Genomic DNA, 26,672 nt, shown 5'->3' with positions numbered 1-26,672 from the left:
CATTGTTGGATACCATTCGCCGCTATGCAACCGCAACGCACCCCCATTCACACCTTGCCCGCGCCGCACCCGGACAGTTTGCAGCACAGCGAGCGAGTATCCGCGAGCCTGGTTCGCGCCATCGAAGCTGCCGGCGGCAGCATCAGTTTCGGCGAGTTCATGCAGCACGCACTGTACGCGCCGGGCCTGGGCTATTACGTAGCGGGCACGCGGAAGTTTGGTGCGGATGGTGATTTCGTTACAGCACCGGAAGTGTCGCCATTGTTCGGCAGGGTTCTGGCAACGCAATGCGCTGAAGTGCTAAGCCGCGTTCCGGGCGGTCGAATACTGGAACTCGGTGCTGGCAGCGGTGCCCTTGCGGTACAGATTTTGCAGAAACTTCAATCGTTGGATTGCCTGCCCGAGCGTTATCAGATACTTGATGTTTCAGCCGACTTGCGTGAACGGCAACAAGCGCTGATTCGCGAGCAGCTGCCATCAATGCTTGAGCGTGTCGAATGGTTGCAGCAATTACCCGTTGACTTTCGCGGAGTGGTCATCGCCAATGAGGTCGCCGATGCGCTGCCGGTCGAACGTTTTGTCAAAGTGGAAAACGCGGTCGCGCAGCTTCGGGTCGCTCTGGATGAGTCGGGTTTCGTCTGGCAGATTGCTGCGGCGCCTTCGTGGTTGACGGCCGGGGTCCGCGCAATTGAAAAAGACCTTGGCAACGAGTTGCCAGTGGGTTATCAGTCTGAAATCTCGCCCGGTTTGCAGGGCTGGATCGGGGATATCGCCAATTGCCTGCAGGACGCGGTTGTTTTTCTTTTCGATTACGGCATTGCCCGCCACGAATACTATGCACTAGATCGCGACAATGGCTGGTTACGTTGCTATTTCCGGCATCACGCACATGACGACCCGTTGTTGTACCCGGGTATTCAGGACCTGACAGCATGGGTCGACTTTACGGCGATAGCCGAGGCCGCGGACAATGCGGGCATGACGGTCGGTAGCTACGTGACACAGAGTCAGTTCTTGTTGCACGGTGGTTTGGCGGACGAGATGGCCGACTTTGATCAGCTCGATCAAATCCAGCAATACGAATTGTCGCGTGCGGTGAAATTGCTTACGCTGCCTGGCGAAATGGGCGAACACTTCAAATGCCTGGCGCTGTCCAAGGGCAGTGCTGGCGTCCCGCCTGCCATAGCCGTCGCTGATCGTCGCCACGTATTGTGACGATCAGGTGTAGCACAGTGCGCAACATCAGAATAAGGATATTCGTTTGACTACTCTGCATATCATCGTCCTCGCGATCTTCCAGGGGCTTACCGAATTCTTGCCGATATCGAGTTCCGGTCATCTGGTGCTCGTGCCCGCATTTGCACAGTGGGAAGATCAGGGCCTCATGTTCGACGTTGCTGTGCACATGGGTTCTCTGGCAGCGGTATGCATTTACTTTCGCGCGGATATCGCTGGGCTGATTCGTGGCGGTTTCGGAGTCTTGCGCGGCGATCACAAGAGCTACGATTCGCGGATGGCGCTCGCAATAGCTATCGGTACTGTGCCTGCAGCGCTCGCCGGACTGGCGTTCGCGGACTGGATCGAGGCGAACCTGCGTGAGCCTGCCGTGGTGGTCGTCACCTTGTCGCTGTTCGGTGTGTTGATGGCGCTGGCAGATTACCTGGGACGTCGCGAGCGCACGATCAGGGACGTTACTCTGAAAGATGCGCTGATCATTGGCCTGGCGCAGGCGATGGCATTGGTACCCGGCACCTCACGGTCTGGTATTACGATTACTGCCGGGCGGGTGCTTGGGTTCAGTCGTCAAGATGCCGCACGCTTTTCGTTTCTACTTTCAGCGCCGGTCATACTGCTGGCCGGTGGCTACAAGATTCTGTCATTGATTCTTGATGGCACAGCCATCGCATGGCGCGAGCTGGCGCTGGGCGCATTGGTGTCGGCGATCGTCGCCTACCTGAGTATTGAGTTCTTCATGCGTTTCGTCAGCAAGATTGGTCTGTTGCCATTCGCCATTTATCGACTGTTGTTGGCGGGCTTGATCCTCTACGTCCTGCTTTGATTGCCGCGCCCTAATGGCAGGCTGCGGCCGAGCCGGATTCGCGCTATGGCTGGCTGATATGCGCGGGGTCGGTGAAGCTTTGTTGCTGGCTACGCTTAGTCTTCGGTTGGGCGAAGGTTGGCGGACTTGTAATCGGCAACGGCTCGCAACCTGGCAGCGCTCATGCCCTTGCCAATTTCAGCGCCGGTAAGGCCTGCCGCGACCAGCTCCTGCGCAGATATGCTTGCGGCCGCGGCATACGCACCGCGGAACCAATCTGCCTGCGGGTAAGGAGTATCTTCAAAGCCGGTTCGACCGCGCGCATCAGCTTCGCAGGCAAGCAAAAACTGGGCGAACCGTTCCGGTCGTCGGAATGCGTCGCATGCTTCAATCACCTTTAGCAAGGTCGCCGGCTTCAGTTCGAATGCACGATGACAATGGGCGTGATACTGCGCAACCACGAGAGCGAGGTCACGCGCCGCCGAGGGCACGGGGACGCGCTTGCAGAGTTTGCGAATAATGTTGACGCCGCGCTTCTCGTGACCGATATGTTTCGGCAGCATGTCCGCTGGTGTCGTGGCTTTTCCGAGATCGTGAACCAAAGCGGCAAACCGAACAGGCAGTTCGTCGCTCAGCATTGCCGACTGGGCAAGAACCATTAAGGTGTGCACACCGCAGTCAATTTCCGGATGCCACTTGGCCGGCTGCGGAATGCCGAACAGGCTATCAAGCTCGGGATACACCACAGCGAGCGCGCCACAATCGCGCAACACACGGAAAAAGACGTCAGGCGCAGGACCACGCAATGCGCTTTCAGTTTCTTTCCAGACCCGGCTGGGCTCCAATGCGGCAGCTTCACCGTCTTCGACCATTGCCCGCATGAGTGCCATCGTTTCGTCGGCGACCACGAAATCAAATTGCGCGAAGCGCGCCGCAAATTTTGCGGCGCGCAATATGCGGACTGGGTCTTCACGAAAGGCGTCGGACACGTGCCGCAGCCGTCTGGCTTTAATGTCGGCCAGTCCGTTGCAGGGGTCAACCAGATTGCCGTCGTCGTCTTTCGCAATGGCATTGATGGTCAGGTCGCGGCGTTGCAGGTCATCGACCAAGGTAACTTCGGCGGAGGTGTTGAATTGAAAGCCGTGATAGCCGCGTGCTGTTTTCCGTTCGGTACGTGCCAGAGCGTATTCTTCACCACTTTGCGGGTGTAGAAAGACTGGAAAGTCCTTGCCGACAGGCCGGTACCCCAGTTCTACCATTTGCTCAGGCGTTGCGCCGACCACACACCAGTCGCGCTCGCCAACGGGCAAGCCGAGTTGTTCATCTCGCACAGCGCCGCCAACAAGGTAAATTTCCAGGGTGTTTTCCACTATTTCTTCCAATTCAAACTGTGCGGTCACTTCAAGCGCCACTCGCTCGAGCTGACCAGAGCAGCGGAGGCCTGAGTGAGCCAGCGTACGCTGAAACAAGACAACAGAATACACTACAGAGGTAACGTGCTTCCTGCCTCAATCAGCCGAAAGAGTGCGACGGTGAAATGAAAGCGATGCACGGCAGGCGCTGACTCCTGTCTCGCCTTTCTGTTGTTGAAAACGCCGAAACTCCAGGGCCGGCCACAGCCACTATTGTGTAGAGCCCATGTTCTGAAGCGTGGCCCACCTGAGATTTTGCACCAGCCTGGATTCGGGCGGTGAGGCCCAAGGGTATACGCTCGCCTTTTGTTGTGTTGAATGAGTCGCTGGTTTTGTTTTTTTTTGTTCTGTACCGAACCGCACTGCATGTGATCCTGATTCTGCAGCTCGCACATCCCGAAAACGCGACCCGAGAGAGTGCATTCCCATGGGCATAAACAGGAAGTTCAGGAGCTTGACGCAGTCGTCCAATTAACGAAGACTGACTTGAGTTCGCAGAAGCGGGGATGCCCGCGCTTGGGGATGTGGCCGACGCGGATAGAGATTGCCGTGCCGATGACTGAGCGGGTCCAAGACGAGGCGACTCAATGAGTCGATAAAAAAATGACAGCACGCCTATCGAAATGCGCTTCTAAAATAGTGACGTTGTTGACTGCCAGCGCTTTTGCGGCATTGACGGTGGCGTGCAGCTCGCCCCAAAACGACGAGGCCAGCTCTGCCAACGCCTCCGAGTTAGTTTCGGGTGTTTCATGGCCGCGTGAAGAGTGGGAACATTCCAGCCTTGAGGCTGAAGGTTTCAATCCGGAGCCGGTCAATCGTTTCATTGACGACCTGGTCGCCGAAAAGTACGGTCGCGTTGATCATTTTCTGCTCATTCGACACGGTCGTATCGTCGCTGAAAAACGGATCGAGCGGGACTATGCGGCACTCGCTGCGACCCTTGCTCCCGATGACCGACTAACGCCTAACTTCAGCAATCCGACCTACAATTTCGACGATGCCGATCTGCACCCGTACTACCGCGGAACGGATTTGCATACCATTCAGTCAGTAACGAAGAGCATCAATTCCGCTGCATTCGGGATCGCGGTTGACGAAGGCTTCATCGAAGGAACCGACGCGCCGATTCTACCGTTCTTTGACGACTACGAAATTGATACATCCGACCCACGCAAAGAACGGATAACGATCAACGATCTTCTAACCATGCGAACCGGTATCGCATGGGATGATGAGGGTGGATTCGGTTCTGAAACGGACAGCACTTACGCGCTTGAAAACTCCGAGACGTGGATTCAGTTCATTCTTGACCAGCCGATGTACGCGGAGCCTGGAACAGTCTTCAAATACAATGACGGCGCGAGCGTACTCCTCGGCAAAATCCTGAGTGTAGCGACCGGCAAGCGTGTCGACGCGTGGGCGCGAGAAAAGCTCTTCGGCCCAATCGGTATCGACGAGTTTTATTGGAAAATTTCGCCCGATGACGAGGCAGATACAGAAGGTGGGCTTTACCTTTCGGCCCACGACATGGCTCGACTGGGTTACCTGTATTTGCGAGATGGTCTGTGGGACGGCAAGCGCGTCATTTCAGAAGATTGGATACGTCGTTCCATTTCTCCCCAGGTTCCGGATTCTTCAGCCGGGGCGAGCGCTAACCCGTATGGTTACGGCTATCAATGGTGGATACCTGAGCAGGAAAACGGGCGTGCACTCGTTTTCGAGGGCAACGGACTCGGGGGGCAGCGGATCATGATGTTCCCGGAATACGATGTCATTGCTGTGTTCCAGGGTTGGGACCCCGTCGCGGAGTTCTGGAAAGCCAGTCAGGTCTTCCGGACCGTCGTATTGCCAGCGGCAGTGTTGAAGCTGGAATAGGCTGCCAAACCTCCTGGTTGCGGCGCAAGGCTGGCGGAAAATAATGCCCGGGAGTCCCCGGATTGTTTTCACCAGTTACCAGGCTGCTGTCGCGACAGCGATACGGACTACAATCGAACCCGCGCGGCCATATTCTTACGCTTCCACCACCTCTAGAGTGAGGTGTATTCAGAAGGATTCTCGGTGTTAAACCCCATGTATCTGCCAGGCAAACGTTACCTGATCTCGGCCTGTGTTGTGTTGCTGCTGACTATGCAGCAAGGGTGCTATTACGTGCAGGCAACGCGCGGACAACTCGAGATGTGGCGCAAGGAGCGGCCTGTGCAGGATGTTATCCGCGATCCGGCCACGGCGCCGGAATTGGCGAGCAGGTTGCAGCTCTTGCAGGAGGCGCGGGATTTCGCCAGTGATTCATTGCTGCTACCGGATAACGATAGCTACCGTGGCTACGCGGATCTCGAACGCGACTACGTGCTTTGGAATGTCGTTGCCGCGCCGGAGTTTTCTCTGCAGCCAAAGACCTGGTGTTACGTTGTTGTTGGCTGTCTTGGTTATCGTGGCTACTTCTCGCGTGAAAGTGCGGACAAGCTTGCGGCAAAACTCAAAGCCGATGGCTACGACGTTTTCGTTGGCGGCGTTCCCGCCTATTCAACACTCGGCAAGTTCGATGACCCGTTACTGAACACCATGATGACGCGCGGTGATACCGACCTGGTGGCGTTGCTTTTCCATGAGCTGGCCCATCAGCAGATGTATATCAAGGACGATACGGCGTTCAATGAATCGTTCGCTTCAGCGGTGGCCGAACTCGGCGTGCAGCGCTGGCATGCAAAGCGCGGCAGTACTGAGTTAGCGCAGAAGTGGCTAGCGCACGAACGTCTTAATGCAGACGTGATGGCACTGTTCGGTGGCGCACGCGACAAACTGCAGACCGTCTACGATTCCACGTTGGACCCCGAACAAAAACGTACTCGTAAACAGCAAGTGCTGAGCCAGTTGCTAACCGACGTGAACACACGTCGTGGTGAGGAAGCCAACGGTATACGTGGTGAGTTGAATAACGCGCGACTGGCCGCGTTCGCCATGTACAGCGATTTCGTACCGGCGTTTCGAGCTGCGTTCGCGGCATGCGCTGATGACTGGCAGTGCTTTTATCATCGCGTCGATGAATTGGCAGAGCTGCCGTACGAAGAGCGGCGGGAAGCGCTGGCTGTGCTAGGCCAGCAGCGCGAAGAAAGGCCCGCTTCGTGACAGCTTGGGTGTTCGCCTAATTAGCCGCCAGCCCGTGACCGGCCGGCTGCACGTCCGGCATGCGCGCCGATAATCGTTCAATTTTGCCGTTGAGGCGCCAGTTGAAAATCGTGTCTGCCGTCAGCACTTTGCGCACGTAATTACGGGTTTCTGAGTACGGAATTGTTTCAATCCAGATACTCGCATTCAATGCGGCGTTCTGTGGCAACCAGGCATCGACCCGCAAAGGGCCGGCATTGTAGGCCGCCGTGGCCAGCACCGGATTGTCGAAAAATCGCGATTGCATACGGCCAAGGTACCAGGTGCCCAGTCGAATATTGCTGCCAGGGTCGGTGAGCGTAATATTGCCGTCGTAGGGGTGGTTGATTTCACGGGCTGTAAGCTTGCCAGTGGACGGCATCAACTGCATAACGCCAATGGCGCCGGCGGGCGATCGAATATCGCGCATGAACAAGCTCTCGCTGCGAGCCACACCGAACGCCCAGCTCGGGCGAATATTCGCAGCCACAGCGTGCTCCGTGAACGTTTCAGCGTAGGGGAGCGGGTAGCGGATGCTGAGGTCGTCGTAGCGGCCGTTATTCGCCGCTGTGGCGATGGCTCGCGAATGCCAGCCCCAGCGATGCGCCAAAATTGCCGCTTGTACCTGTTCGTTTGCGTCCAGAGTTCGAACGGCAGCGTCCCATTCCGAGCGGCCGCGACCGTCCAGTCCGTTCATGAATAATTCACGAGCGCGAACGAATTCAGTTTGCTGCGCCAATTCTTCCAGTATTGCCTCGTCCGGTTGCAGGTCGGCATGAGAGAAGTTGTATTCAGCGTCGATGGCGTCGGCGGCGAGAAAGCCGTAGTAACTGCGTTCGCCGGATAGCGTTGCGAACAGCGCGCGAGCCGATGGGTCACCCAGCTGCTGGCGTGTTACGGCCAGCCAGAATTGCCATTGTTCGCTGGCCCGGTCTGCATCAGACAATTCATCCAGATGCTGCAGGGCATTACGCCATTGGCGTTCACGCAATGCAGTGCGTATTCGCCAGTGGCGGACTTCGTCGTCGACCGCAGCGCCAGCCAGTTTGATCAGCTCTGGGTAAGCATTTGCCTGATGGTAGCGTGCGAGCCAAAGTACGGTGTGGCGTTCCAGCGCGGCGCGATCATCATCATCGAAGTCAAATGTTCCGGACAGGCTGTTCCAGAAATCGAACGCGGTTTGTGGCTCGTTATACGAAATCTGCTCGATCGCTGCACGCAGCTTCTGTCGATAGTTGACACTGTCCAGTGATGGCTCTGCGTTGTCGAGAAAGCGCGCCGGTGAGCCGTAGACTTCAGTCCAGCGCCGCGCATCCAGTTGCTGCTCGGCAGACAAGGAGCGGGACAGGTAGCGAGCGATCGGCAACTGCCGGTTCTTGATCGCCAGCGCATAGCGTTCTGCATACAGCGTTTCGTCGAGCAGGCCGGACTTTTGCAGTGCCTGAAATACCGGGTCGCACTCGCTAACCTGGTTCTTGCCAACCAGCCACAGGGTTCGTGCGCGCGGCAAAATGGCGGCCGGGCTTGCGGTTGGCAGCTCCGCCGCAAGCGCCATGCAGTCCAGTCGGGCGACGCCAAGGTCGGCGTAGTACTGACGGTACAAGGCCAGAAACTCGGACTGTTGATTGCTGCGCGCCAGGTGCAAGGCGTATTGGTACCGCAGTTCCCGGGCCGGCTTCAGCATGCCGTAAGTCTGGAGGAAGTTGCGGATCGTCGCGTCGTCCGCGTTGCGCAAAGTGGCCCGCAAGTAGGCGGCACGCAGGTCCGGCCAGAGCACATAGTCCGAGAGCAACGCGGTGTCTCGTTCGCTCAGTTGCCAGATGCCGAGTTCGGCCTCGGCATAGCGTTCACGAAAGGCTTCCCGCTGAGCGTCCAGCTCGGTTGTCGCACATGCAACGCTGCTCCACAGCAGGCAAAGTACGCATGCAAATCGAGTCGTCAGTCCTGGCAGGGGTTCGTGCATGGCGGGTGCTGGGAGAGGTTTGGAAAGAAGCTTGGACCATACTCAGCTCCAGCGGTTGCAGCAAGATGGCGGCAAATAAAAAAAGCCCGGCACAAGGCCGGGCTTCAGGCGTTGCTTAGACTTGTTGCTTCAGCGGATTTGCAGCATCAACGTGCGATCACCGCGACGAACCAGCAGGAACAGAATGCGATTATTCTCCGCGATCTGGCGTAACTGCGACATGTTCTGTACGCGCTGCCGGTTGACTGCAGTGATGATGTCGCCAGCGCGCAGGCCGCGCTGTGCCGCAGGCGAGTCGGCTTCAACTGAACTGACCTCTATACCTTCACCAGCAGATGTCGCGTTCGCCGAAAATTCAGCACCTTGCAGGCCCGGGTGGATGTCCGTACCGGCACTTACTTGTGCGCGAGCCTCGCCCAGTGTTGCGTTCACTGTTCTGCGCCTGCCGTCGCGAACGTATTCAATCTCGACTTTGTCGCCGGAGCCCTTCAAGCCGATGGCATTGGCCAGCTCGCGGCTGTCGCCAATTTTCTTGTCGTTTACGCGCACAATGATGTCATCGACCTTCAGGCCCGCATCTTCGGCAGCCGATCCAGAGGTAATTTCCGAGATCAGCGCGCCGCGTTCGACCTCGGCTCCGAGTGCTTTCGCCCCTTCTTCATCGATCGTCTGGATCGTGACGCCAAGCAATCCGCGACGGACTTCGCCGAAGTCTATGAGTTGGCGCATGATCGACTGCGCAATTTCCGTCGGTACCGCGAAGCCGATGCCGACATTGCCGCCTGAGCGGCTGATGATGGCCGAATTAATGCCAACCAGTTCACCGTTCATGTTGACGAGCGCGCCGCCCGAATTGCCGGGATTGATCGAAGCGTCGGTTTGTATGAAGTCTTCGTAGCCGTTACGACTGATACCTGTGCGGCCGAGTGCGCTGACGATGCCGGACGTCACTGTATGGCTGAGGCCGAAGGGGTTGCCGATGGCAATTACGAAATCGCCGACCCGGACGTTACTGGAGTCGCCAATAGGGATGTCAATCAGATCGTCGGAGTCGACCTTGATAACGGCGATATCCGTTGCTGCATCGGAGCCGACAACTTCGGCATCCAGAGTCTTGTCGTCGTACAGCGATATCTGTATTCGGTCTGCGCCGTCCACGACATGGTGGTTCGTCAGGATGTAGCCGTTTTCGGCGTCGACGATTACGCCCGACCCGGCGCTCGCGACTTCACGCGAGCCGTTCGGCGTGTCGGGAATCCCGAAAAAGCGCCGAAACATTTCATCGCTGTACTGTGAGCCGGATTGAACAGTCTGGCTAACGCGAATGTTGACGACCGCCGGCGACGTACGCTCAACCAATGGCGCCAGGCTCGGCATCGGCTGATTGCCTATCCGGTCCGGCAGTGCGGCATTGGCTGCTGTAACTGCCAGCAGACAGATAGCGACGCAGAAAATGCGAGTAGTCTTAATCATCGGCGGTAATTCCTTTGTTGCTTTGTATGTTGGTTTTCGAAACTTAACAATGATTGCGCCCCCGCGTAACGGCGGACCGCGTTGGCGGTAATAAAGTTCCAGTCTTCACTGATAAATTGCTTGCGCGGGGTGTCAACAGGAGTACGTCCAATCAATGCAGATGCGACATGGTGCCAGTTCGTCGCGTCAGTTGGCAGAAACCTTGATGCGGGCTGCCTGTTGTGCCCGCTCTTATGGAGTTCAATGGCCGGTGAATTGTGTTCATCGTGTGTCATCGTATGTCCACTGGCGGAACCGTAGTCGGGCGCCAGAGTGTTCTCCCGAAGTCGGCTCCGATATTGCGCGGCCGTACTGCGGCCGTGTCCGCGCAGGCTCATCACTGCTCGTCGGCGGGTTCGCTACGGTGCGGATTCTTCGTCCGGCTGGATCGACGGCATGGATGCCCGCTGACACGTTGTAAGCGAAATTGCGCTCCCGAATGTCGAACCCCGCTAACCACTTGGCTGCGACACTCCGGCACGTCTTGCTGCGCAGATTGGACATTATTGATCCTCGTGATCGGTGCCGCGGACGGGCAGCAGCCCGTGCAGTGCGGTTTGAGCCGCAGTGTTCGATGAGCTAGATGCGGGCTGACAGGGGCTTTTCAAGCGCTGGTTTTTGCCGAGAATTCGCGTCCAGTAGTGAAATTATTGATTTCACTTAATGCCACTAGATATTGTGGACGTTCGATTCCGTGCTGCAGGCCAATTAAATTGCATTTTTCTAATGCGATTTCGACCGTATTGTCGATAACATAATGAAAAATAACAATTAAAGCTTGTAGATCGATATCCTCTCGGGTCTTGACAGGCAACCCTTGCGGGCATAATCTTGTGCCCTGACAGACACAACATCTTGTGTCGCAGACACTGTAGATCAGACGCCATTTTGGCACTCATCGGTTTGTTGGGGCAGCTGGTGAGCGGGGAGCTATTCGCTGAAATTTGGGCGTTGCAGCTGATCCGAGCCGGGCCCTCTAAAGGAATAGGGAGTTGAGGACCACATGAAGTCCGCTGTGAATTTGAACGCTGAAACCGTTGCTGACATTGAGTTTCAGCCCGCATCGCTCGACATTTGGCAGGCGAAGTACCGCCTGACGGCAAAAGACGGCGCACCGATCGACCACACCATTGATGACACTTACGTACGCGTAGCTCGTGCTCTGGCTGACGTTGAAGCCGAGCCGCTGCGCGAAGAGTGCTTCGAACAGTTTCTCTGGGCGCTGCGCAGCGGCGCTATTCCGGCGGGTCGAATCACCTCAAATGCCGGTGCCAGAGAGCACAAGCCGGCGACCTCGACCATCAACTGCACCGTGTCCGGTACGGTTGCCGATTCCATGGACAACATCCTGAACAAGGTCCATGAGGCGGGTCTGACACTTAAGGCAGGTTGCGGCATTGGTTACGAGTTTTCGACGCTGCGGCCCAAAGGCGCGTACGTGTCGGGGGCGGGTGCCTATACGTCCGGTCCGCTGTCGTTCATGGATATCTACGACAAGATGTGTTTCACCGTATCGTCGGCCGGTGGTCGGCGTGGTGCGCAAATGGGCACATTCGATGTCGGTCATCCGGATGTCATGGACTTTATCCTTGCCAAGCGCGAGGACGGTCGGTTGCGGCAGTTCAATCTGTCGCTGCTGATCACTGACGAGTTCATGCAGGCAGTCAAGGCCGATATCGAGTGGAAGCTGGCGTTCCCGGTGACCCGCAAGGAAATGGATCAGGATGGTCTGGACGTCAACGATGACTCCCAGTTCGTGTGGCGTGAATGGCCAGAGCCGCAGAATTACGTGCGCAATGCTGATGGCCTCGTCGCCTGCAAGATCTACCGCACAATGCCAGCGCGTCGCGTATGGGATGTCATCATGGCATCTACGTACGACTTCGCCGAGCCAGGTTTCGTCCTGATCGATCGCGTCAATGAGATGAACAACAACTGGTTCACGGAAACGATTCGTGCAACCAACCCGTGCGGAGAACAACCGTTGCCACCGTACGGGTCCTGTTTGCTTGGCTCAGTGAATCTGACCAAGTTTGTGCTGGATCCGTTTACCGAAAAAGCACGCTTTGACTGGACCGAGTTCCGCAAAGTCGTGAAAGTCTTCACTCGCATGCTGGATAACGTGGTCGAGATTAACGGCTTGCCACTGGCCCGGCAGCGCGACGAAATTAATCGTAAGCGCCGTCATGGCATGGGCTTTCTGGGGCTGGGCTCAACCATCACGATGTTGCGCATGAAATACGGCGAAGAAAATTCCGTGAGCTTTACGGAAGAAGTATCCAAGCAACTCGCTGTCGCCGGTTGGGAGTCCGCGCTTGAATTGGCCAAAGAGAAAGGCCCGGCGCCGATCATGAGTGAAGAGTTCACTGTGACTCAGGAGATGCTCAGCAAGCGCCCGGAAATGGTGCGGGACGGACTGAAAGTTGGCGATAAGGTGCCTGGCCGTGTTTTACATGCGCGGTACAGCCGTTACATGCAACGCATTGCCAAGGAATCGCCCGAGCTGGTTGAACAGCTTGCTGAAACCGGCGCACGCTTTACGCACCACAGCTCGATAGCGCCAACCGGCACAATTTCATTGTCGCTGGCCAATAACGCCAGCAATGGTATCGAGCCAAGCTTTGCACACCACTATTTCCGGAACGTTATTCGTCAGGGTAAGAAGACCAAAGAGAAGGTTGATGTCTTGTCCTTTGAATTGCTGTCCTACCGTGCGTTGGTCAACCAGAAGGCATCGCCAAATTCAGAAGACAGCGAGACAGCGCTGCCTGATTACTTCATAACGGCCGAAGACATCACGCCGAAGGCTCACGTGGATATACAAGCGGCGGCACAGAGCTGGATCGATTCGTCCATTTCCAAGACGGCGAACGTACCAACGGATTATCCCTACGAGGATTTCAAAGATATTTACATGTACGCCTATGAGCAGGGACTCAAAGGCTGCACGACGTTCCGGTTTAATCCGGAAGCGTTCCAGGGCGTGCTGGTGAAAGAACGTGACCTGAAGAATACCGTGTACACCTTTACGCTTGAGGACGGCAAGGAAGTCGATTTGCAGGGCGACGAAGAGATTGAGTACGACGGTGAAGTGCACACCGCTGCGAATTTGTTCGATGCGCTGAAAGAAGGTTATTACGGCAAGTTCTGATTGGCAGCTGCTGGTCGGAATGTGGTTTTTTAGTTGATGGCACTGTGAGTGATTGAGTATTGCCACGATGCCTGCAAAAGGTCGATACAGAGATGAGTAAAGTACGCATAGACAAGAAAATTGTTGGTTACGCCGTTAAGCAACCGGTGGACCCGAAAGCAGAGGCAGTCAAACCTGCTGTCACTCGCGTGCCCGCGGAAGAAGGTCGTGCCGAAGTCATTCGGATGCATGAGAAGCTGGAACGACCGGAAATGCTCATCGGCTCGACGTACAAGGTGAAGACGCCGGTTTCGGATCACGCAATGTACGTGACGATCAACGACATCATTCTCAATGAAGGCACCGAGCACGAGAAGCGCCGGCCGTTCGAAATGTTCATCAATTCCAAGAATCTGGATCATTACCAGTGGATTGTCGCTCTGACTCGAATCATGTCGGCCGTGTTTCGCAAAGGCGGCGATGTCACATTCCTGGTCGACGAGCTGAAAGCGGTATTTGATCCGCGCGGCGGCTACTGGAAGCCAGGCGGCAAGTTCATGCCGTCTATCATTGCTGAACTGGGACACATCGTTGAGAAGCACTTGATCCTGATTGGCTTGCTGGCCTCGCCGGAGCTCGATGCCGCCCAGCAAAAACTGATTGAGGAGAAGCGCGCAGAGTTCGAGGAAGCAAGCCGCCAGAAGGATGCTTTTGCGAAAACCGATTACCCGGCTGGCGCTCAGCTCTGTTCGAAGTGCAACACGGTGGCGCTGGTCATGATGGACGGATGTATGACTTGCCTGAGCTGCGGCGATAGTAAGTGCGGTTAGCCAGCCGTGCAGTGCAACTGTAAGCCACCAAGGCTGTAGTACTATCACCGCATGACTCTGACTATTCCCGATTTTAGCGATGGCCAGGTGTTGGTGGCTGGCGATGTCATGCTGGACCGCTACCTGTTCGGTGGCACCAGCCGGATATCGCCGGAAGCACCGGTGCCCGTCGTGCACATACAAGACGAAGATGCGCGTCCGGGTGGCGCGGCCAACGTCGCGGTCAACCTGTCGAGCCTGGGCGTTCGCACGCAGTTGCTGGGCGTTGTTGGCGACGATGATGATGCGAATTGCCTCGAGGGCCTGCTGCAGCCACGCGGCATCGAATGCGACTTTGTTCGGGTCCCCGGTCAACCGACCATCACCAAGACCCGGGTGCAAAGCCGCGGTCAACAGCTCATCCGACTCGACCGCGAAGAGAGACTTGCTGCAGGCAGCGAGCGGCTACTCAAGTCGTTATCGACAAAAGTGGCGCAGTCGCGCGTGGTGGTCTTGTCGGACTACGGCAAGGGCACTTTGGCGGATGTCCAGCAGATGATCGCCGTCTGTCGGGCGGCAGGCTGCGCGGTCATGATCGACCCCAAGGGCAGTGACTTCGTTCGCTACCGTGGCGCAACTCTGTTGACCCCCAATCAATCGGAGTTCGAAGCCGTTGCGGGACGCTGCGAAACAGATGAACAGTTGATTGAGCGTGCCACTGCCATGGTGGACGATCTCGAACTGGATGCCCTGCTGGTCACGCGTAGCGAGAAGGGCATGCTGCTGATCGAGCGTGGCGAAGAACCGTTCTTGCTGTCCACGCAGGCGCGCGAAGTTTTCGACGTAACCGGTGCTGGCGACACGGTTATCGCTACGTTGGCGGCCGCTGTTGCTGCTGGCACGGCACTGTCGAGCGCGGCCAGTCTTGCGAACCTGGCGGCTGGCTTGGTTGTTCGCAAAATCGGTGTGGCTTCGGTTACTCGTTCTGAACTGCAGGTTGCATTGCACCAACGCGGACAAGGCGGTCGCGGTCTGGTTACCGAAGCCGAACTCTTGTCGATGGTGTCGGAGTCACGCCAGCGCAATGAACAGGTCGTCATGACCAACGGTTGCTTTGATGTCCTCCATGCAGGCCACGTTGCTTATCTCGAAGAGGCGAAAGCGCTGGGCGACCGCCTGATCGTGGCGGTCAATGACGACGACTCGGTTCGCCGCCTGAAAGGCGAGTCACGACCGATCAACGCATTACCTGATCGCATGGCCGTACTGGCAGGTCTGGCAGCAGTGGATTGGGTAGTGCCGTTTTCAGAAGACACGCCAGCCCGGTTGATTTCTGCTATTCGGCCGCAGGTTTTGGTAAAAGGCGGGGACTACACAGCATCTGAAATTGCGGGTGCAAAAGACGTACTGGCCGCCGGCGGTGAAGTGCGTGTGCTGTCATTTCGTGACGGGCATTCCTCCAGCAGAATCATTCAGCGACTCGGGGACTGAACGGTGATCTGCCGCGAGCTGGACGGGCGCAGTCCCGGACAGTCTGGCTGAGGCGCGCTCCGGTGCACGTTGCATATTGCCTGCTGTCCTATTTTCTCCTGCCGTTCTACGCGCTTTACTGGGTCGTACGCGGTTTTTTTGATCGCAGCTACTGGGATCGGGTAGGCCAGCGATTCGGTTTTGGCTACCCGCAACTGGAGCAGGGCAGTGTTTGGCTGCACGCCGTGTCTGTTGGCGAAGTGCAAGCGTCTGCGCCGTTGGTGCGGACGTTGTGGGAGCAGTTTCCGGATCGACAGTTATTGTTGACGACAGTAACGCCAACCGGCGCGGCACATGCGCGAAGTTTGTTCGGCGACCGAATCAAACACTGTTATATCCCGTTCGAAACGCCGGACGCGGTGGCGCGTTTTTTCAATGCAGTGAAGCCCGCGTTTACCTTGATCATGGAGACCGAGATCTGGCCCAATTTGTACCGGGCATGCGGTAAGCGGAAAATTCCGTTGATATTGGTAAGTGCCAGAATATCGCCAAACTCGGTGGGCAAGTACAGACGCCTGTTGCCCCTGTTTCGCGAAACGTTGTCCCATGGAATTCTGATTGCGGCTCAAAGCCAGGCTGACGCCGACCGTTTTCTTTCGCTGGGTGCCAGTCCGGAACGGACCTGGGTCACTGGCAATATCAAGTTTGATATTGAAATGCCCGATGGCCTGCCGGAGCGGGGTCGTGCATTGCGGCAGGCGATGTGGCGAGACCGCCCCGTATGGATCGCTGCGAGTACTCACGACGGTGAAGAATCAGCCGTCGTCGACGCCCACCTCGATGTACTCAAGGCGCATCCCGAGGCGCTGCTGGTGTTGGTGCCACGCCATCCGCAGCGTTTCGCTGGTGTGGCGAGCTATCTCGAACGGCGTGAACTGACATTTGTCACACGCACGTCCGGGCAGGAATGCTCGGTCGATACGAGTATTTTTTTGCTCGATACGATGGGCGAACTGCCGCGTTTCTACGCGGCCAGCGACGTTGCCTTTGTCGGCGGTACTCTCGTTCCGGTCGGTGGTCACAATTTACTGGAGCCCGCATCGCTGGGTGTGCCTGTGGTGACCGGGCCCTACCTGTTCAACACTCAGGAAATTGCCAACATGTTTGCGGCAGTCGGTGCGTCACTTATTGTTGAGGATGCTGGTGAGCTGGGTGCGGCAATCACGAACCTATTCGCCGACCGCGAGCATGCGCTTGCGCAGGGCGCAAAAGGCATGGAGATTGTAGCCAACAACCGCGGCTCATTAAGAAAGCTTCTGGTGCTGCTAAAACCGCTGCTCAATTCTGATCAGGGCGCGGCCTAACTCTCGGCAGCTGCACCGAGACCGTATTCCTCAGGAACCGCTTCCTCGGGTGGCTTGCGCTCTTGCAGCCAGCGATCAACCTGTTCCAGATCTTCGACTTTCAACGTACCCGCGGCTTGCTTGAGACGCAGTACGTTGCCGACGTAAACGTAACGGCTTTGATAATAGTTGGTGATGGCGGAATACAGCGCTCGCTGCGAATTCAATACGTCAACAATCGTTCGAGTACCGACGTCAAAACCTGCCTGCGTTGCTTCGAGTGCTGTCCTGCTGGATGCGACTGCCTGTTCGAGCGCCTGAACCCGGCTTATCTCTGACAGAACGCCCAGGTAGGCATCGCGGGTGGCCCGTTCCGTCTCGCGCGCGACTCGCTGCAATTGTTCTCTCGACGCGCGGTGCAGGTGCACGGCTTCGCGCACGCGGGAAGATGTCCGACCGCCTGAGAACAGAGGCACCGATAACTGCAAGGTGATGGAATCTTGCTGGTTGTTCGTATCGAAATCGGGGAACGCCAGTCCGTCGCGCATCTGATCGGTGATGTCGGTGTTCGAATCACCGTAGTTGGCGACCAGTTCCACGGTCGGGTAGTGACCGGTTCGCCGGAATGCAATCTCGTCGCGGGCGATACGTTCGTCCAGCCGACTGGAGACCAGTGTCAGGTTCTGGTTCATTGCCAGGTCGATCCAGCTCGCTTCATCGCCGGGGTTTGGCGAGGGCAACGGAAAATCTTCGCCCGGCGCGTCCAGCTTCGGAACGTATTCGCCGGTGATTTCGCGCAACAGCTCGCGAGCAGTAGCCAATTCGCGTTTTGCGCCGATTTCTGACGCAATTGACTGATCGTGCGCGGCCTGCGATTCCTGAACATCGGTAATGGCGATCAAGCCGACTTCGAAACGTTGTTTGGCTTGCTCGAGCTGCCGGGCAATGGCGAGTCGGTCCGCGTGTATAGAGGTGAGACGATCCTCAGCGGCAAGCACATCGAAATAGCGTTGCGACACCCGAACGATGAGATCTTGCTGGGCCGCTTCGCGCTGCGCCTCGGCTTTCGCAACCTGTTTGCCGGCTTGCTTGAGCGTCACGACCTGGTCCCAGCGGAATACAGTTTGGCGTAGATCGAGCTGCCAGCCGGTGGTCTCGGTTGCCGATTCGGAGCTCGCCACGCCGATACCAGTGCTGTCCTGAATGATCGTACGTCCTGAATTCGACGATTTGTCGTAGTAACCGGTCGCCGACAGCTGCGGCAGCAAGGCGCTGCGTGCCTGCGGTACGGTTTCCAGTGCCGCCAGGCGCCGTGATTCCGCTTCGTGTATCAATGGATCGCTTTGCAGTGCCTGTTGGTAGACCTCCATCAGGGAGGCAGCCTGTGCCGGTCCGGTGCTGGCTATGACGCCGGCTATAGAGAGCAAAGTCAGGATTTTATTAGAGTTTTTCATAAACTGCAGTCCACAGGTTAGATTGCCGATGGGGAGCTAAGTGTTATAGTCAACTATATCACCATATCAGTCAAGCTGGGTTAATTGCGGCTCTTAGGTTGTTCAATAGCGCGGGATCTGGCTGTCCAGCTGTAGTGACCAGGCATCAATACCGCCGCTGATGTTCGCGACGTGGTTGAAGCCGGATTGGGCTAACAGGCTGGCCACTCGGGCGCTGCGACCACCAGAATGACACAGTACGGCAACGGGTTGTTCGCGATCGAGCTCATCCAGTCGATTGGCCACGTCCCCCATTGGGATGCTGATTGCATTGGGAACGCTGGCTGTGGCGAGCTCCCACGATTCTCGGACGTCCAGGAGCTGCCAAAGTTCGCCACTATTACGGCGTTCCTGAAATTCGGTTGGGCTTAGCTCATCAAACAATGCAGGGTTCCTTATTTTATTGCGTCCATCAGCAGTGCCGTGAATTGCGGCCACTGTCATTATGATGCCGCTGCGAGAGATTCGGTTTCATGAGTATTATCAGCATACTCAAAAAGTAAACGAGGAAGGTTTGGCAACGTGCCGCAATCGGGGTAAACAGGTCTCAAACAGGCTACTCTCGGCCCATTCTGCATTCTTGTCGCGCACGACCAATTTTGCCTCCATGATCGGTGCTTCGCCGGTAACGACGAACAAGCGGCCGTCAGCTTTGAGACTCTTGAGCCAGCCGTGGTCAATTCGTGGCAGGGACCCGGTGACGACGATTGCGTCGAACTCACCCTCGGGAAATCCTTGCTGGACAGCATCGCGTTGTTGCAGAGAGACGTTCGTAATCGCGAGCTCAGCCAGCAGTGCCTTCGCACTTTCAACAAAGTCAGCCTGCAAATCAACGCTGACCACTTCGCCACCGAGGCAGGCCATGCAGGCGGTCAGATAAGCGCTGCCAGTGCCGATCTCCAGAATCCTGTCCTGAGAGCCGATTGCCAGCGCCTGCAATAGCCGCCCTTCGACGGCTGGCCGCATCATCAATTCACCGTGAGCAAGCGGAATTTCCGTATCGGCATATGCGAGATCTGCAAATTCACGTGGCACGAAGCGATGCCTTGGTAGCTCGCTCAGCAAATTCAGGAGAGTTGCTGCGCGGACGTCCCAGGTACGAATTTGTTGCTCGACCATCTGCAGCTGCGCGGCGCGTGTATCCATCCTGTCAAAGCTCCCTAACGTATTGAAAAAATTAATTTTGTTCCGTTCACACCAGTGGTGGCATGCGCGTTGCCCGCCGCACGGGTCGGATTGCGAATTATGGTGAATTGCTGCGGTGCGCAGGCGTAGCTGGGCTATGCTTGTGCGAGCAACCCGTCCGCCTGAAACCGGACAGCACAACCGACCACCACGACTCAGCACGAGCGACCAATAATAACAAATGCGCAGGTTGCAGTACCTGTCGCGGAAAGTCAGGAAAGAGATCGCTCACCTTGCTTTGCCATTACAATAAAAATACTGAAACAGGCAGGAGCTTCATGAACGCGCCAGACCCTTTGACGGATTCGCCATGACCCAGGCGGTTGGTATCGCGTTGGCTTTGTTGCTCGTGATCGCTGTCGCCTGCGCAATCATTTATTGGAGTCGTGTCCAACGCCATGACCGCGTAATTCGTGAATTCAAGGACGATCTTCTGGCTGTCTCGGCCGACTCCTCAGTTGGGCGGCGGTTAGCCGTACCTGCGGGCGACTCCCTCGGTGACCTCGCCAATACAGTTAACAGATTGTTCGACGCACTGGGTGAGCGCGACGAAGAAATTCAGGATCGTGACCGACTGTTCGCCAATTTTGCCCGCACCATTCCCGAGGTTGTGCTGATCCACGATGAACGCATTCTGCTGGCTAACGACAGTGCTGCAAGTCTTGTGGGTCTGGGCCCGGAACAGCTGGAGGGCAGGCAGGTCGCCGACCTTGTCAAACCGGCCTACCGGGCACTGTTTCGCAAGACCATGGGCCGGCAGCTTGCCGGTCAGAAAGTGCCAAGGCGCCTCGAAATTCAGCTGATCAACGGCAATGATCAGGGGTTGTGGGTCGAGGCGCAGAGCTCTTTGATCGAGTACCGGGGCAATGAAGCCGTACTGACGGTCGCGCGGGACGTTAGTTACCGCAAGAGTCTTGAGGTGTCTTTGAGTCGCAGCAAACGACAGGCGCAATACACGCTTGAGTCGATCGCCGAGGGCGTAATCACCACGGACAACGAAGGTCGTATCGATTACATGAACCGCGCCGCCGAAGGCATGACCGGCAAGGACCGGGAATCGGCAGCAGGTCATCAGGTCAGTGAGATATTCTCGCTGATCGACGAGGCTGATCGCCGCTCACTGGGCGACCCGGTAGAGCGCTGTCTCGCCATGCGCCGACGCGTGAACATGGGGCGGCGGGCATTGCTTGTCAGTCGCGACAATGAGCACGAACACTCCGTTGAAATTACCGCATCCCCTATCAAAGGCCCGGGTAACAGCATTACCGGTACGGTCGTCGTATTCCATGACGTGAGCGAACTGCGTGGCCTCACCCGACAGATGAGTTACCAGGCAACGCACGACCCGTTAACCGGATTGGTTAATCGCCGGGAGTTCGAGCGGCGTATTCAGGAGGCCATGGACTCGGCACACGCGGACGAAGCCAATCACGTGTTGTGTTACATGGACCTTGATCGCTTCAAGGCGGTGAACGACAGCTGCGGCCACCTTGCCGGTGACAACATGCTGCGCGAAGTAGCGACGCTCATTAAAGAACAGGTTCGCGATTCGGATTTCGTTGGTCGATTGGGCGGCGACGAGTTCGGCACATTGCTGGTCGGCTGCCCCGTAGAGAAGGCAGGCCAGATCGGTGCGGACATTTGCAACGCAGTCGCCGATTACCGCTTCGTTTGGCAAGACAAGATATTCAACATTGGCATTTCCGTCGGTCTTGTCGAGATAACGCAGTCCAGCGGATCGTTGCAGGACGTGGTAAGCGCAGCGGATTCTGCTTGTTACGTAGCCAAGCAGCGTGGCCGAGGTCAGGTGCACATTTACTCTGCGCGGGACGAAGCGATTGCCAGAGAACGAGGTGATATCCAATGGCTGCGACAAATGCAGACGGCGTTACACGAAGATCGCTTTGAACTCGCTTTGCAGTCAATTATTGCGACGGGCGGCCAGGATAGCGGACCCGCATACGAAGTATTGATTCGCCTGCCCGATGAGCGAGGCAAAGTTGCTAACTCAGCTGAATTCCTGCGGCCAGCACAGCGCTACCAGCTGATGCCGCAAATCGACAGGTGGGTCGTGGCAGCAACGTTGTCGGCCATGAATTCCGGTGAAATTCGTCTGCCACGGGGGCGCAGTTGTTCCATCAATATTTCGGGCCAGACACTGACCGATGAAGGGTTTCTGGGATTCGTTGTGGAAACGCTGGATCGCAGCGGTGTCTCGCCGAGCAGTATTTGTTTTGAAGTGACTGAGAGTGTGGTGACCACGGACATGCAGCATGTGCAGCGATTCATCGAGGTTCTGCACGGCATTGGCTGTGAGTTTGCACTGGATGATTTTGGTTCCGGTCTCGGTGCCTTCTCCAAGCTCAAGTCGTTGCCGGTTGACTACCTGAAAATCGATGGGGCCTATACGCGTGGGTTGCCGAACGACGATATCAATCAGGAGATGGTATCGGCGATGATCAAGCTGGCGCGGACCATGCAGTTTCGGGTGATTGCGGAACAGGTCGAAAGCCAGCAGGACTTCGACTGGCTGCGCGACGTCGGTGTCGATTTTGTGCAAGGCAATTTCATCGAAGAGGCGGCGACTTTGGGCAGTACTTCGGCGTCCGGAACGTATCGAGCCCTGCGATACTAAGAGCAAACTTGCAGCAAAAAAAACGCCGGCGTAGAGCCGGCGTTTTTCGTTTGCTTGTGGTGAACGCTCTTAGAGCAGCGGCACCATCAGCAAGGCCACAATGTTGATGATCTTGATGAGTGGGTTGATTGCCGGGCCCGCAGTGTCTTTGTACGGGTCACCGACAGTGTCGCCGGTGACAGCCGCTTTGTGAGCATCGGAACCTTTGCCACCACAATTACCGTCTTCGATGTATTTCTTGGCGTTGTCCCATGCACCGCCGCCGGTGGTCATGGAGATGGCGACAAACAAGCCGGTAACGATAGTGCCGAGCAACAGACCGCCCAGCGCTTTCGGTCCCAGTAGCAGGCCAACGGCCAGCGGCACCAGGATCGGCAGCAATGACGGCACGATCATTTCCTTGATTGCCGCTTTGGTCAGGATATCCACAGCACGGCTGTAATCGGGCTTGCCGGTGCCGTCCATGATGCCTTTGATTTCCTTGAACTGGCGACGAACTTCTACGACCACCTCGCCAGCAGCGCGGCCGACGGCTTCCATCGCCATAGCGCCAAACAGGAACGGCACCATGCCACCGATAAACAGGCCGATGATGACCAGATGATCCGAAAGATCAAAGTTGACGATGATGCCGGCGCCTTCCAGGGCGTTGGTGTAATCGGCAAACAGTACCAGCGCTGCGAGGCCGGCTGAGCCGATCGCGTAGCCCTTGGTAACTGCTTTGGTTGTGTTGCCTACGGCATCGAGCTGGTCAGTAATCGTGCGTACTTCTGCGGGCAGTTCCGACATCTCGGCAATGCCACCGGCGTTGTCTGTAATCGGGCCGAAGGCATCCAGTGCGACAACGACACCGGTCATCGACAACATGGTGGTTGCGGCAATGGCGATGTTGTACAGGCCAGCCATTGAGTCACCCTCAGGCGCCAGTGCAAACGCGCCCCAAATGCTCAGACAGACAGACAGGACCGGCAATGCCGTCGACTTCATCGAGATGCCTAGACCGGCAATGATGTTGGTCGCATCACCCGTCAATGAAGCTTCTGCGATCGTGCGGACGGGTTTGTATTCCGTGCTGGTGTAGTACTCAGTAATGACGACCATTGCGGCGGTCAGTGCAAGTCCGATCAGCGCGGAACCGTAAATACCGCCGGTATTGCCAGAGTTCGCCATCATCATGTTGGTGATGGGGTAGAACGCTGCAGCGGCGAGTACACCCGATACGATCATGCCTTTGTAGAGTGCGCCCATAACCTTGCCACCGTCCGAGGTGCGGACGAAGAAGGTGCCGATTATCGATGCGACAATTGATACGGCGCCGAGCACCAACGGGTACATGATGGCTTCGGAGCCAATGCTCGAGGCGACGAGGCTGCCGAGCAACATGGTGGCAATGATCGTGACAGCGTAGGTCTCGAACAAGTCAGCGGCCATGCCAGCGCAGTCGCCCACGTTGTCACCGACGTTGTCGGCGATGACGCCGGGATTACGGGGGTCGTCTTCGGGTATGCCGGCTTCAACCTTGCCAACAAGGTCTGCACCGACGTCAGCACCTTTGGTAAAGATACCGCCACCGAGACGCGCGAAAATGGAGATCAGTGAGCCGCCGAATGCGAGGCCGATCAACGCGTGAATGGCGTCATCCGAGCTGACGCCCATGGAGGACAGCACCATGTAGTAACCAGCAACCCCGAGCAGCCCAAGGCCTACGACGAGCAGGCCGGTAATCGCACCGCCGCGGAACGCGACATTCAGTGCCGGGTTGACGCCGATGGTGGCGGCCTGTGCAGTGCGGACGTTTGCCCGGACTGACACGAACATGCCGATATAGCCTGCGAGACCTGAGAAGATCGCACCTATGGCAAAGCCGATGGCGGTCGTCCAGCCCAGTGCCATGACCAGTGCGATGAACAACACCATACCCACGACGCTGATCGTGAGGTACTGGCGATTCATGTAGGCGTTTGCGCCTTCCTGAATAGCCTGCGCGATCTCCTGCATGCGCGCATTGCCTGCAGGTTGTTTCAAAATCCATTGCGTGGACAGAAGTCCGTAAAGAATGGCGATTACCCCCGAACCTATCGCCAACCACAGTGCCAACTCGTTAGTCATACCTTTCCTCTCCTGATCGTAATCCCCACCCCCCGCCGGAAACAGGCCGAGGCAATACTACAAATCCTGGCCCTCTGGCAGCCGCAGCAGACCAGCCATCGCTGGAACGCATTTGGGTGCCACAAGTCGGCACGTACGTTCCGGACTGGCTCTTGGTAGTCAGAGAGGGTGCGGCTTGCGCACCTTTATCGTTGTTGTTTGTGGTGTTGCTCTAACGGTGTCCCTTCTCCGGCCGTGACCGGCCCGCCGTCAGTGGCGCGAATCATACCATAAAATCAGTGTTGAGCCGCTTCGCTACCGGCACTCCCTTCAGGCTGACGTACTTCGGTAAGCCATTGAGATATGGAGGGTAATTCTCGCCTTTGATGAGTGGCTGCAGGTACTTGCGAGCCGCCTCGGTGATCGAGAAACCGTCACGACTGATGTATCGGCGAGGCAGCATCTTTTCCTTGTTCGCGATCTTCGCCAGTGGGGCTTCTTCAATGCGCCAGCGGTAGGGTTTGTCCGATACACGTTTGATGACCGGCATGACCGCAGTCTTGCCAGCGAGCGCGAATTTGACGGCTGCTTTGCCGACGGCGTAGGCCTGATCCACGTCTACCGCTGATGCGATGTGGCGAGCTGAGCGTTGCAGATAGTCAGCGACGGCGTAGTGGAATTTGTAGCCGAGTTCGTCGCGGACCATGCCTGCGACCACGGGCGCAACCCCGCCTAGCTGGGCATGGCCGAACGCGTCGCGCGTACCTGCCTCAGCGAGAAACTTGCCGTCCGCGTAGCGGGCGCCTTCGCTGACGACAATGACACAGTAGCCGTACTTCTCGACGCTTTGATTGACGCGTTTCAGGAACGCCTCACGCTCGAACGGAATTTCGGGGAACAGGATGATGTGCGGAGCATCACCGGGCTCCGAACCAGCAAGGCCGGCGGCAGCCGCAATCCAGCCGGCATGACGACCCATTACTTCCATTACAAAGACTTTGGTTGAGGTCTTTGCCATTGACAGGACGTCCAGCCCGGCTTCGCGGGTTGAAACGGCGACGTACTTGGCGACCGACCCAAAGCCCGGGCAGTTGTCCGTAATCGGCAGGTCATTGTCCACTGTTTTCGGTATTCCCAGGCAGTTCACCGGGTAGCCCATGCGTTTGCTGATTTGTGACACTTTGTGGGCGGTATCCATGGAGTCATTGCCGCCGTTATAAAAGAAATAACCAATATTGTGAGCCCGAAACACATCGATCAGGCGTTCGTATTCGAGCCGGTTTTCCTCAATGCCTTTCAGTTTGTAGCGCGCTGAGCCAAACGCGCCGCCGGGCGTATGGCGCAACGCCGCGATGGTGCGGGCAGACTCGCGGTTGGTATCGATCATGTCTTCGGTCAATGCGCCGATGATGCCGTTGCGGCCAGCGTACACATTGGCAATCTTGTCGCGATTCTCGCGGGCGGTCTCTATAACGCCACATGCGCTGGCATTGATTACGGCGGTTACTCCACCTGACTGAGCATAAAACGCGTTTTTTCTGGACATAATGACGGGCCTTGGAGTAACTCGGATACGCCGTAAAGGATAGCCGAAACTGCGGAACGCTTCACTGCCGACAAACTGTAGCGTAGTCTGCGGCTCGGTCGACTGCGCTCATGAATTGACCCGTCCGCGGATTGTGGGTAGCGTATGCCGCCCCGGAAGAGCGCTGCTTAAGCACCACTTCTTCGACTCCGGTCGCGCCCGCTGGGCACCGGCGACCATTTATTTGTTTTCCAAACCGTCAGAATCATAAAGAGTAGCAACGAATGCGTATCGTTTTATTGGGCGCGCCCGGTTCGGGCAAAGGCACACAGGCTCAGAAACTCATGGCCGAGCGTCATGTTCCGCAAATATCCACGGGCGACATACTGCGCGGGGCTGTGGAATCAGGCACTCGTTTTGGCCAGCAGGCCAAGGCCATCATGGATGCAGGGCAGCTGGTATCTGACGAAATCGTGCTCGGTATTATCAGTGAACGACTGCGCGAAGCTGACACCGAGGACGGGTTTATCCTCGATGGCTTCCCGCGTACCCGTCAGCAGGCACTCGATCTGGCCGAATTGCTGGACGAATTGGGTAAGCCGTTGGACACCGCTGTGCTGATGGACGTTGAATTCGATGTGTTGCTCAAGCGCCTGACGGGTCGGCGCACCTGTTCACTCACGGGCAAGCTGTTGAATGTGTACTTCTCGCCGCAGGAAGCACTTGACGAGTGCATCAACAATGGCGGAGAGCTGATTCAGCGCGAGGATGACAACGAAACCACAATTCGCAGCCGGCTCGAAGTGTATCGCGAACAGACCGAGCCGCTGGTTGAGTTCTATCGCAAGCGTGACAAGTTGGAGACAGTGGACGCGAACGGTAGCGTTGAAGAAGTCTACGCACGCTTGTTGGACATACTCTAGCC

The 26,672-nt window shown here is 57.0% G+C and carries 19 protein-coding genes; 10 read left to right on the top strand and 9 right to left on the bottom strand.

Annotation, left to right across the window (positions count from 1 at the left end):
- Positions 1–24 precede the first annotated feature (24 nt).
- Positions 25–1,215, top strand: coding sequence for a class I SAM-dependent methyltransferase (locus AC0L8N_RS05345; RefSeq protein WP_473666533.1), 1,191 nt, complete (start codon positions 25–27; stop codon positions 1,213–1,215).
- A 46-nt stretch (positions 1,216–1,261) separates the two neighbouring features.
- Positions 1,262–2,059 (top strand): undecaprenyl-diphosphate phosphatase, encoded by a 798-nt coding sequence (locus AC0L8N_RS05340; protein WP_473666532.1) that lies wholly within the window; start codon positions 1,262–1,264, stop codon positions 2,057–2,059.
- A gap of 95 nt (positions 2,060–2,154) precedes the next feature.
- Here the strand turns inward: AC0L8N_RS05340 and AC0L8N_RS05335 are convergent, their stop codons facing one another.
- Positions 2,155–3,396, bottom strand: coding sequence for a multifunctional CCA addition/repair protein (locus AC0L8N_RS05335; protein ID WP_473670051.1), 1,242 nt, complete (start codon positions 3,394–3,396; stop codon positions 2,155–2,157).
- 693 nt (positions 3,397–4,089) lie between these two features.
- On the opposite strand from AC0L8N_RS05335, the gene AC0L8N_RS05330 reads away from it, so the two are divergent.
- Positions 4,090–5,325: a serine hydrolase domain-containing protein gene (locus tag AC0L8N_RS05330; protein ID WP_473666531.1), complete on the top strand. Its 1,236-nt coding sequence runs from the start codon at positions 4,090–4,092 to the stop codon at positions 5,323–5,325.
- A 183-nt stretch (positions 5,326–5,508) separates the two neighbouring features.
- Complete coding sequence (locus AC0L8N_RS05325; RefSeq protein ID WP_473666530.1) at positions 5,509–6,576, top strand: aminopeptidase; 1,068 nt, start codon at positions 5,509–5,511, stop codon at positions 6,574–6,576.
- 16 nt (positions 6,577–6,592) lie between these two features.
- On the opposite strand, the gene AC0L8N_RS05320 is transcribed toward AC0L8N_RS05325, so the two are convergent.
- From AC0L8N_RS05320 to AC0L8N_RS05310, 3 genes are all read right to left on the bottom strand, one after another.
- Positions 6,593–8,557 carry a transglycosylase SLT domain-containing protein gene (locus AC0L8N_RS05320; RefSeq protein WP_473666528.1) on the bottom strand — a complete coding sequence of 655 codons (1,965 nt, stop codon included), beginning with the start codon at positions 8,555–8,557 and terminating at the stop codon, positions 6,593–6,595.
- Between the two features lie 129 nt (positions 8,558–8,686).
- On the bottom strand, positions 8,687–10,030 hold the full coding sequence (locus AC0L8N_RS05315) for a DegQ family serine endoprotease (RefSeq protein ID WP_473666527.1): 1,344 nt from the start codon (positions 10,028–10,030) through the stop codon (positions 8,687–8,689).
- Entirely contained in the window at positions 10,027–10,305 is a 279-nt protein-coding gene (locus AC0L8N_RS05310; protein ID WP_473666526.1) for a hypothetical protein, read from the bottom strand. The genes AC0L8N_RS05315 and AC0L8N_RS05310 overlap by 4 nt, the downstream gene beginning before the upstream one ends.
- Positions 10,306–11,072: 767 nt before the next feature.
- Here AC0L8N_RS05310 and AC0L8N_RS05305 point away from each other — a divergent pair.
- From AC0L8N_RS05305 to waaA, 4 genes are all read left to right on the top strand, one after another.
- Complete coding sequence (locus AC0L8N_RS05305) at positions 11,073–13,220, top strand: adenosylcobalamin-dependent ribonucleoside-diphosphate reductase (protein WP_473666525.1); 2,148 nt, start codon at positions 11,073–11,075, stop codon at positions 13,218–13,220.
- A 92-nt stretch (positions 13,221–13,312) separates the two neighbouring features.
- The gene (locus AC0L8N_RS05300) at positions 13,313–14,029 is read left to right on the top strand and encodes a TSCPD domain-containing protein (protein WP_473666524.1); all 717 of its coding nucleotides are present in this window, start codon (positions 13,313–13,315) and stop codon (positions 14,027–14,029) included.
- Positions 14,030–14,080: 51 nt separating this feature from the next.
- Positions 14,081–15,499, top strand: a complete 1,419-nt coding sequence (gene hldE / locus AC0L8N_RS05295) for a bifunctional D-glycero-beta-D-manno-heptose-7-phosphate kinase/D-glycero-beta-D-manno-heptose 1-phosphate adenylyltransferase HldE (protein WP_473666523.1) — start codon at positions 14,081–14,083, stop codon at positions 15,497–15,499.
- A gap of 62 nt (positions 15,500–15,561) precedes the next feature.
- On the top strand, positions 15,562–16,842 hold the full coding sequence (waaA, locus tag AC0L8N_RS05290) for a lipid IV(A) 3-deoxy-D-manno-octulosonic acid transferase (protein WP_473666522.1): 1,281 nt from the start codon (positions 15,562–15,564) through the stop codon (positions 16,840–16,842).
- Here the strand turns inward: waaA and AC0L8N_RS05285 are convergent.
- The 3 genes from AC0L8N_RS05285 to AC0L8N_RS05275 form a co-directional block, all read right to left on the bottom strand.
- The gene (locus tag AC0L8N_RS05285) at positions 16,839–18,275 is read right to left on the bottom strand and encodes a TolC family outer membrane protein (protein WP_473666521.1); all 1,437 of its coding nucleotides are present in this window, start codon (positions 18,273–18,275) and stop codon (positions 16,839–16,841) included. The genes waaA and AC0L8N_RS05285 overlap by 4 nt on opposite strands.
- A 102-nt stretch (positions 18,276–18,377) precedes the next feature.
- Positions 18,378–18,758 carry a rhodanese-like domain-containing protein gene (locus AC0L8N_RS05280; RefSeq protein ID WP_473666520.1) on the bottom strand — a complete coding sequence of 127 codons (381 nt, stop codon included), beginning with the start codon at positions 18,756–18,758 and terminating at the stop codon, positions 18,378–18,380.
- 48 nt (positions 18,759–18,806) lie between these two features.
- Positions 18,807–19,460, bottom strand: a complete 654-nt coding sequence (locus AC0L8N_RS05275) for a protein-L-isoaspartate O-methyltransferase family protein (RefSeq protein ID WP_473666519.1) — start codon at positions 19,458–19,460, stop codon at positions 18,807–18,809.
- A gap of 349 nt (positions 19,461–19,809) precedes the next feature.
- On the opposite strand from AC0L8N_RS05275, the gene AC0L8N_RS05270 reads away from it, so the two are divergent.
- A complete protein-coding gene (locus AC0L8N_RS05270) occupies positions 19,810–22,134 on the top strand; it encodes an EAL domain-containing protein (protein WP_473666518.1) in 2,325 nt (774 codons plus the stop codon).
- Between the two features lie 69 nt (positions 22,135–22,203).
- Here the strand turns inward: AC0L8N_RS05270 and AC0L8N_RS05265 are convergent, their stop codons facing one another.
- Together AC0L8N_RS05265 and AC0L8N_RS05260 are read right to left on the bottom strand one after the other, a co-directional pair.
- Positions 22,204–24,243, bottom strand: coding sequence for a sodium-translocating pyrophosphatase (locus AC0L8N_RS05265; RefSeq protein WP_473666517.1), 2,040 nt, complete (start codon positions 24,241–24,243; stop codon positions 22,204–22,206).
- 262 nt (positions 24,244–24,505) lie between these two features.
- Positions 24,506–25,768: a 6-phosphofructokinase gene (locus tag AC0L8N_RS05260; RefSeq protein ID WP_473666515.1), complete on the bottom strand. Its 1,263-nt coding sequence runs from the start codon at positions 25,766–25,768 to the stop codon at positions 24,506–24,508.
- Between the two features lie 263 nt (positions 25,769–26,031).
- On the opposite strand from AC0L8N_RS05260, the gene AC0L8N_RS05255 reads away from it, so the two are divergent.
- Entirely contained in the window at positions 26,032–26,670 is a 639-nt protein-coding gene (locus tag AC0L8N_RS05255) for an adenylate kinase (RefSeq protein WP_473666514.1), read from the top strand.
- The last annotated feature ends 2 nt before the right edge of the window (positions 26,671–26,672 follow it).

The sequence above is a fragment of the Woeseia sp. D3-10 genome (assembly GCF_055809415.1).
This window is presented reverse-complemented; position numbering and strand designations above follow the sequence as displayed.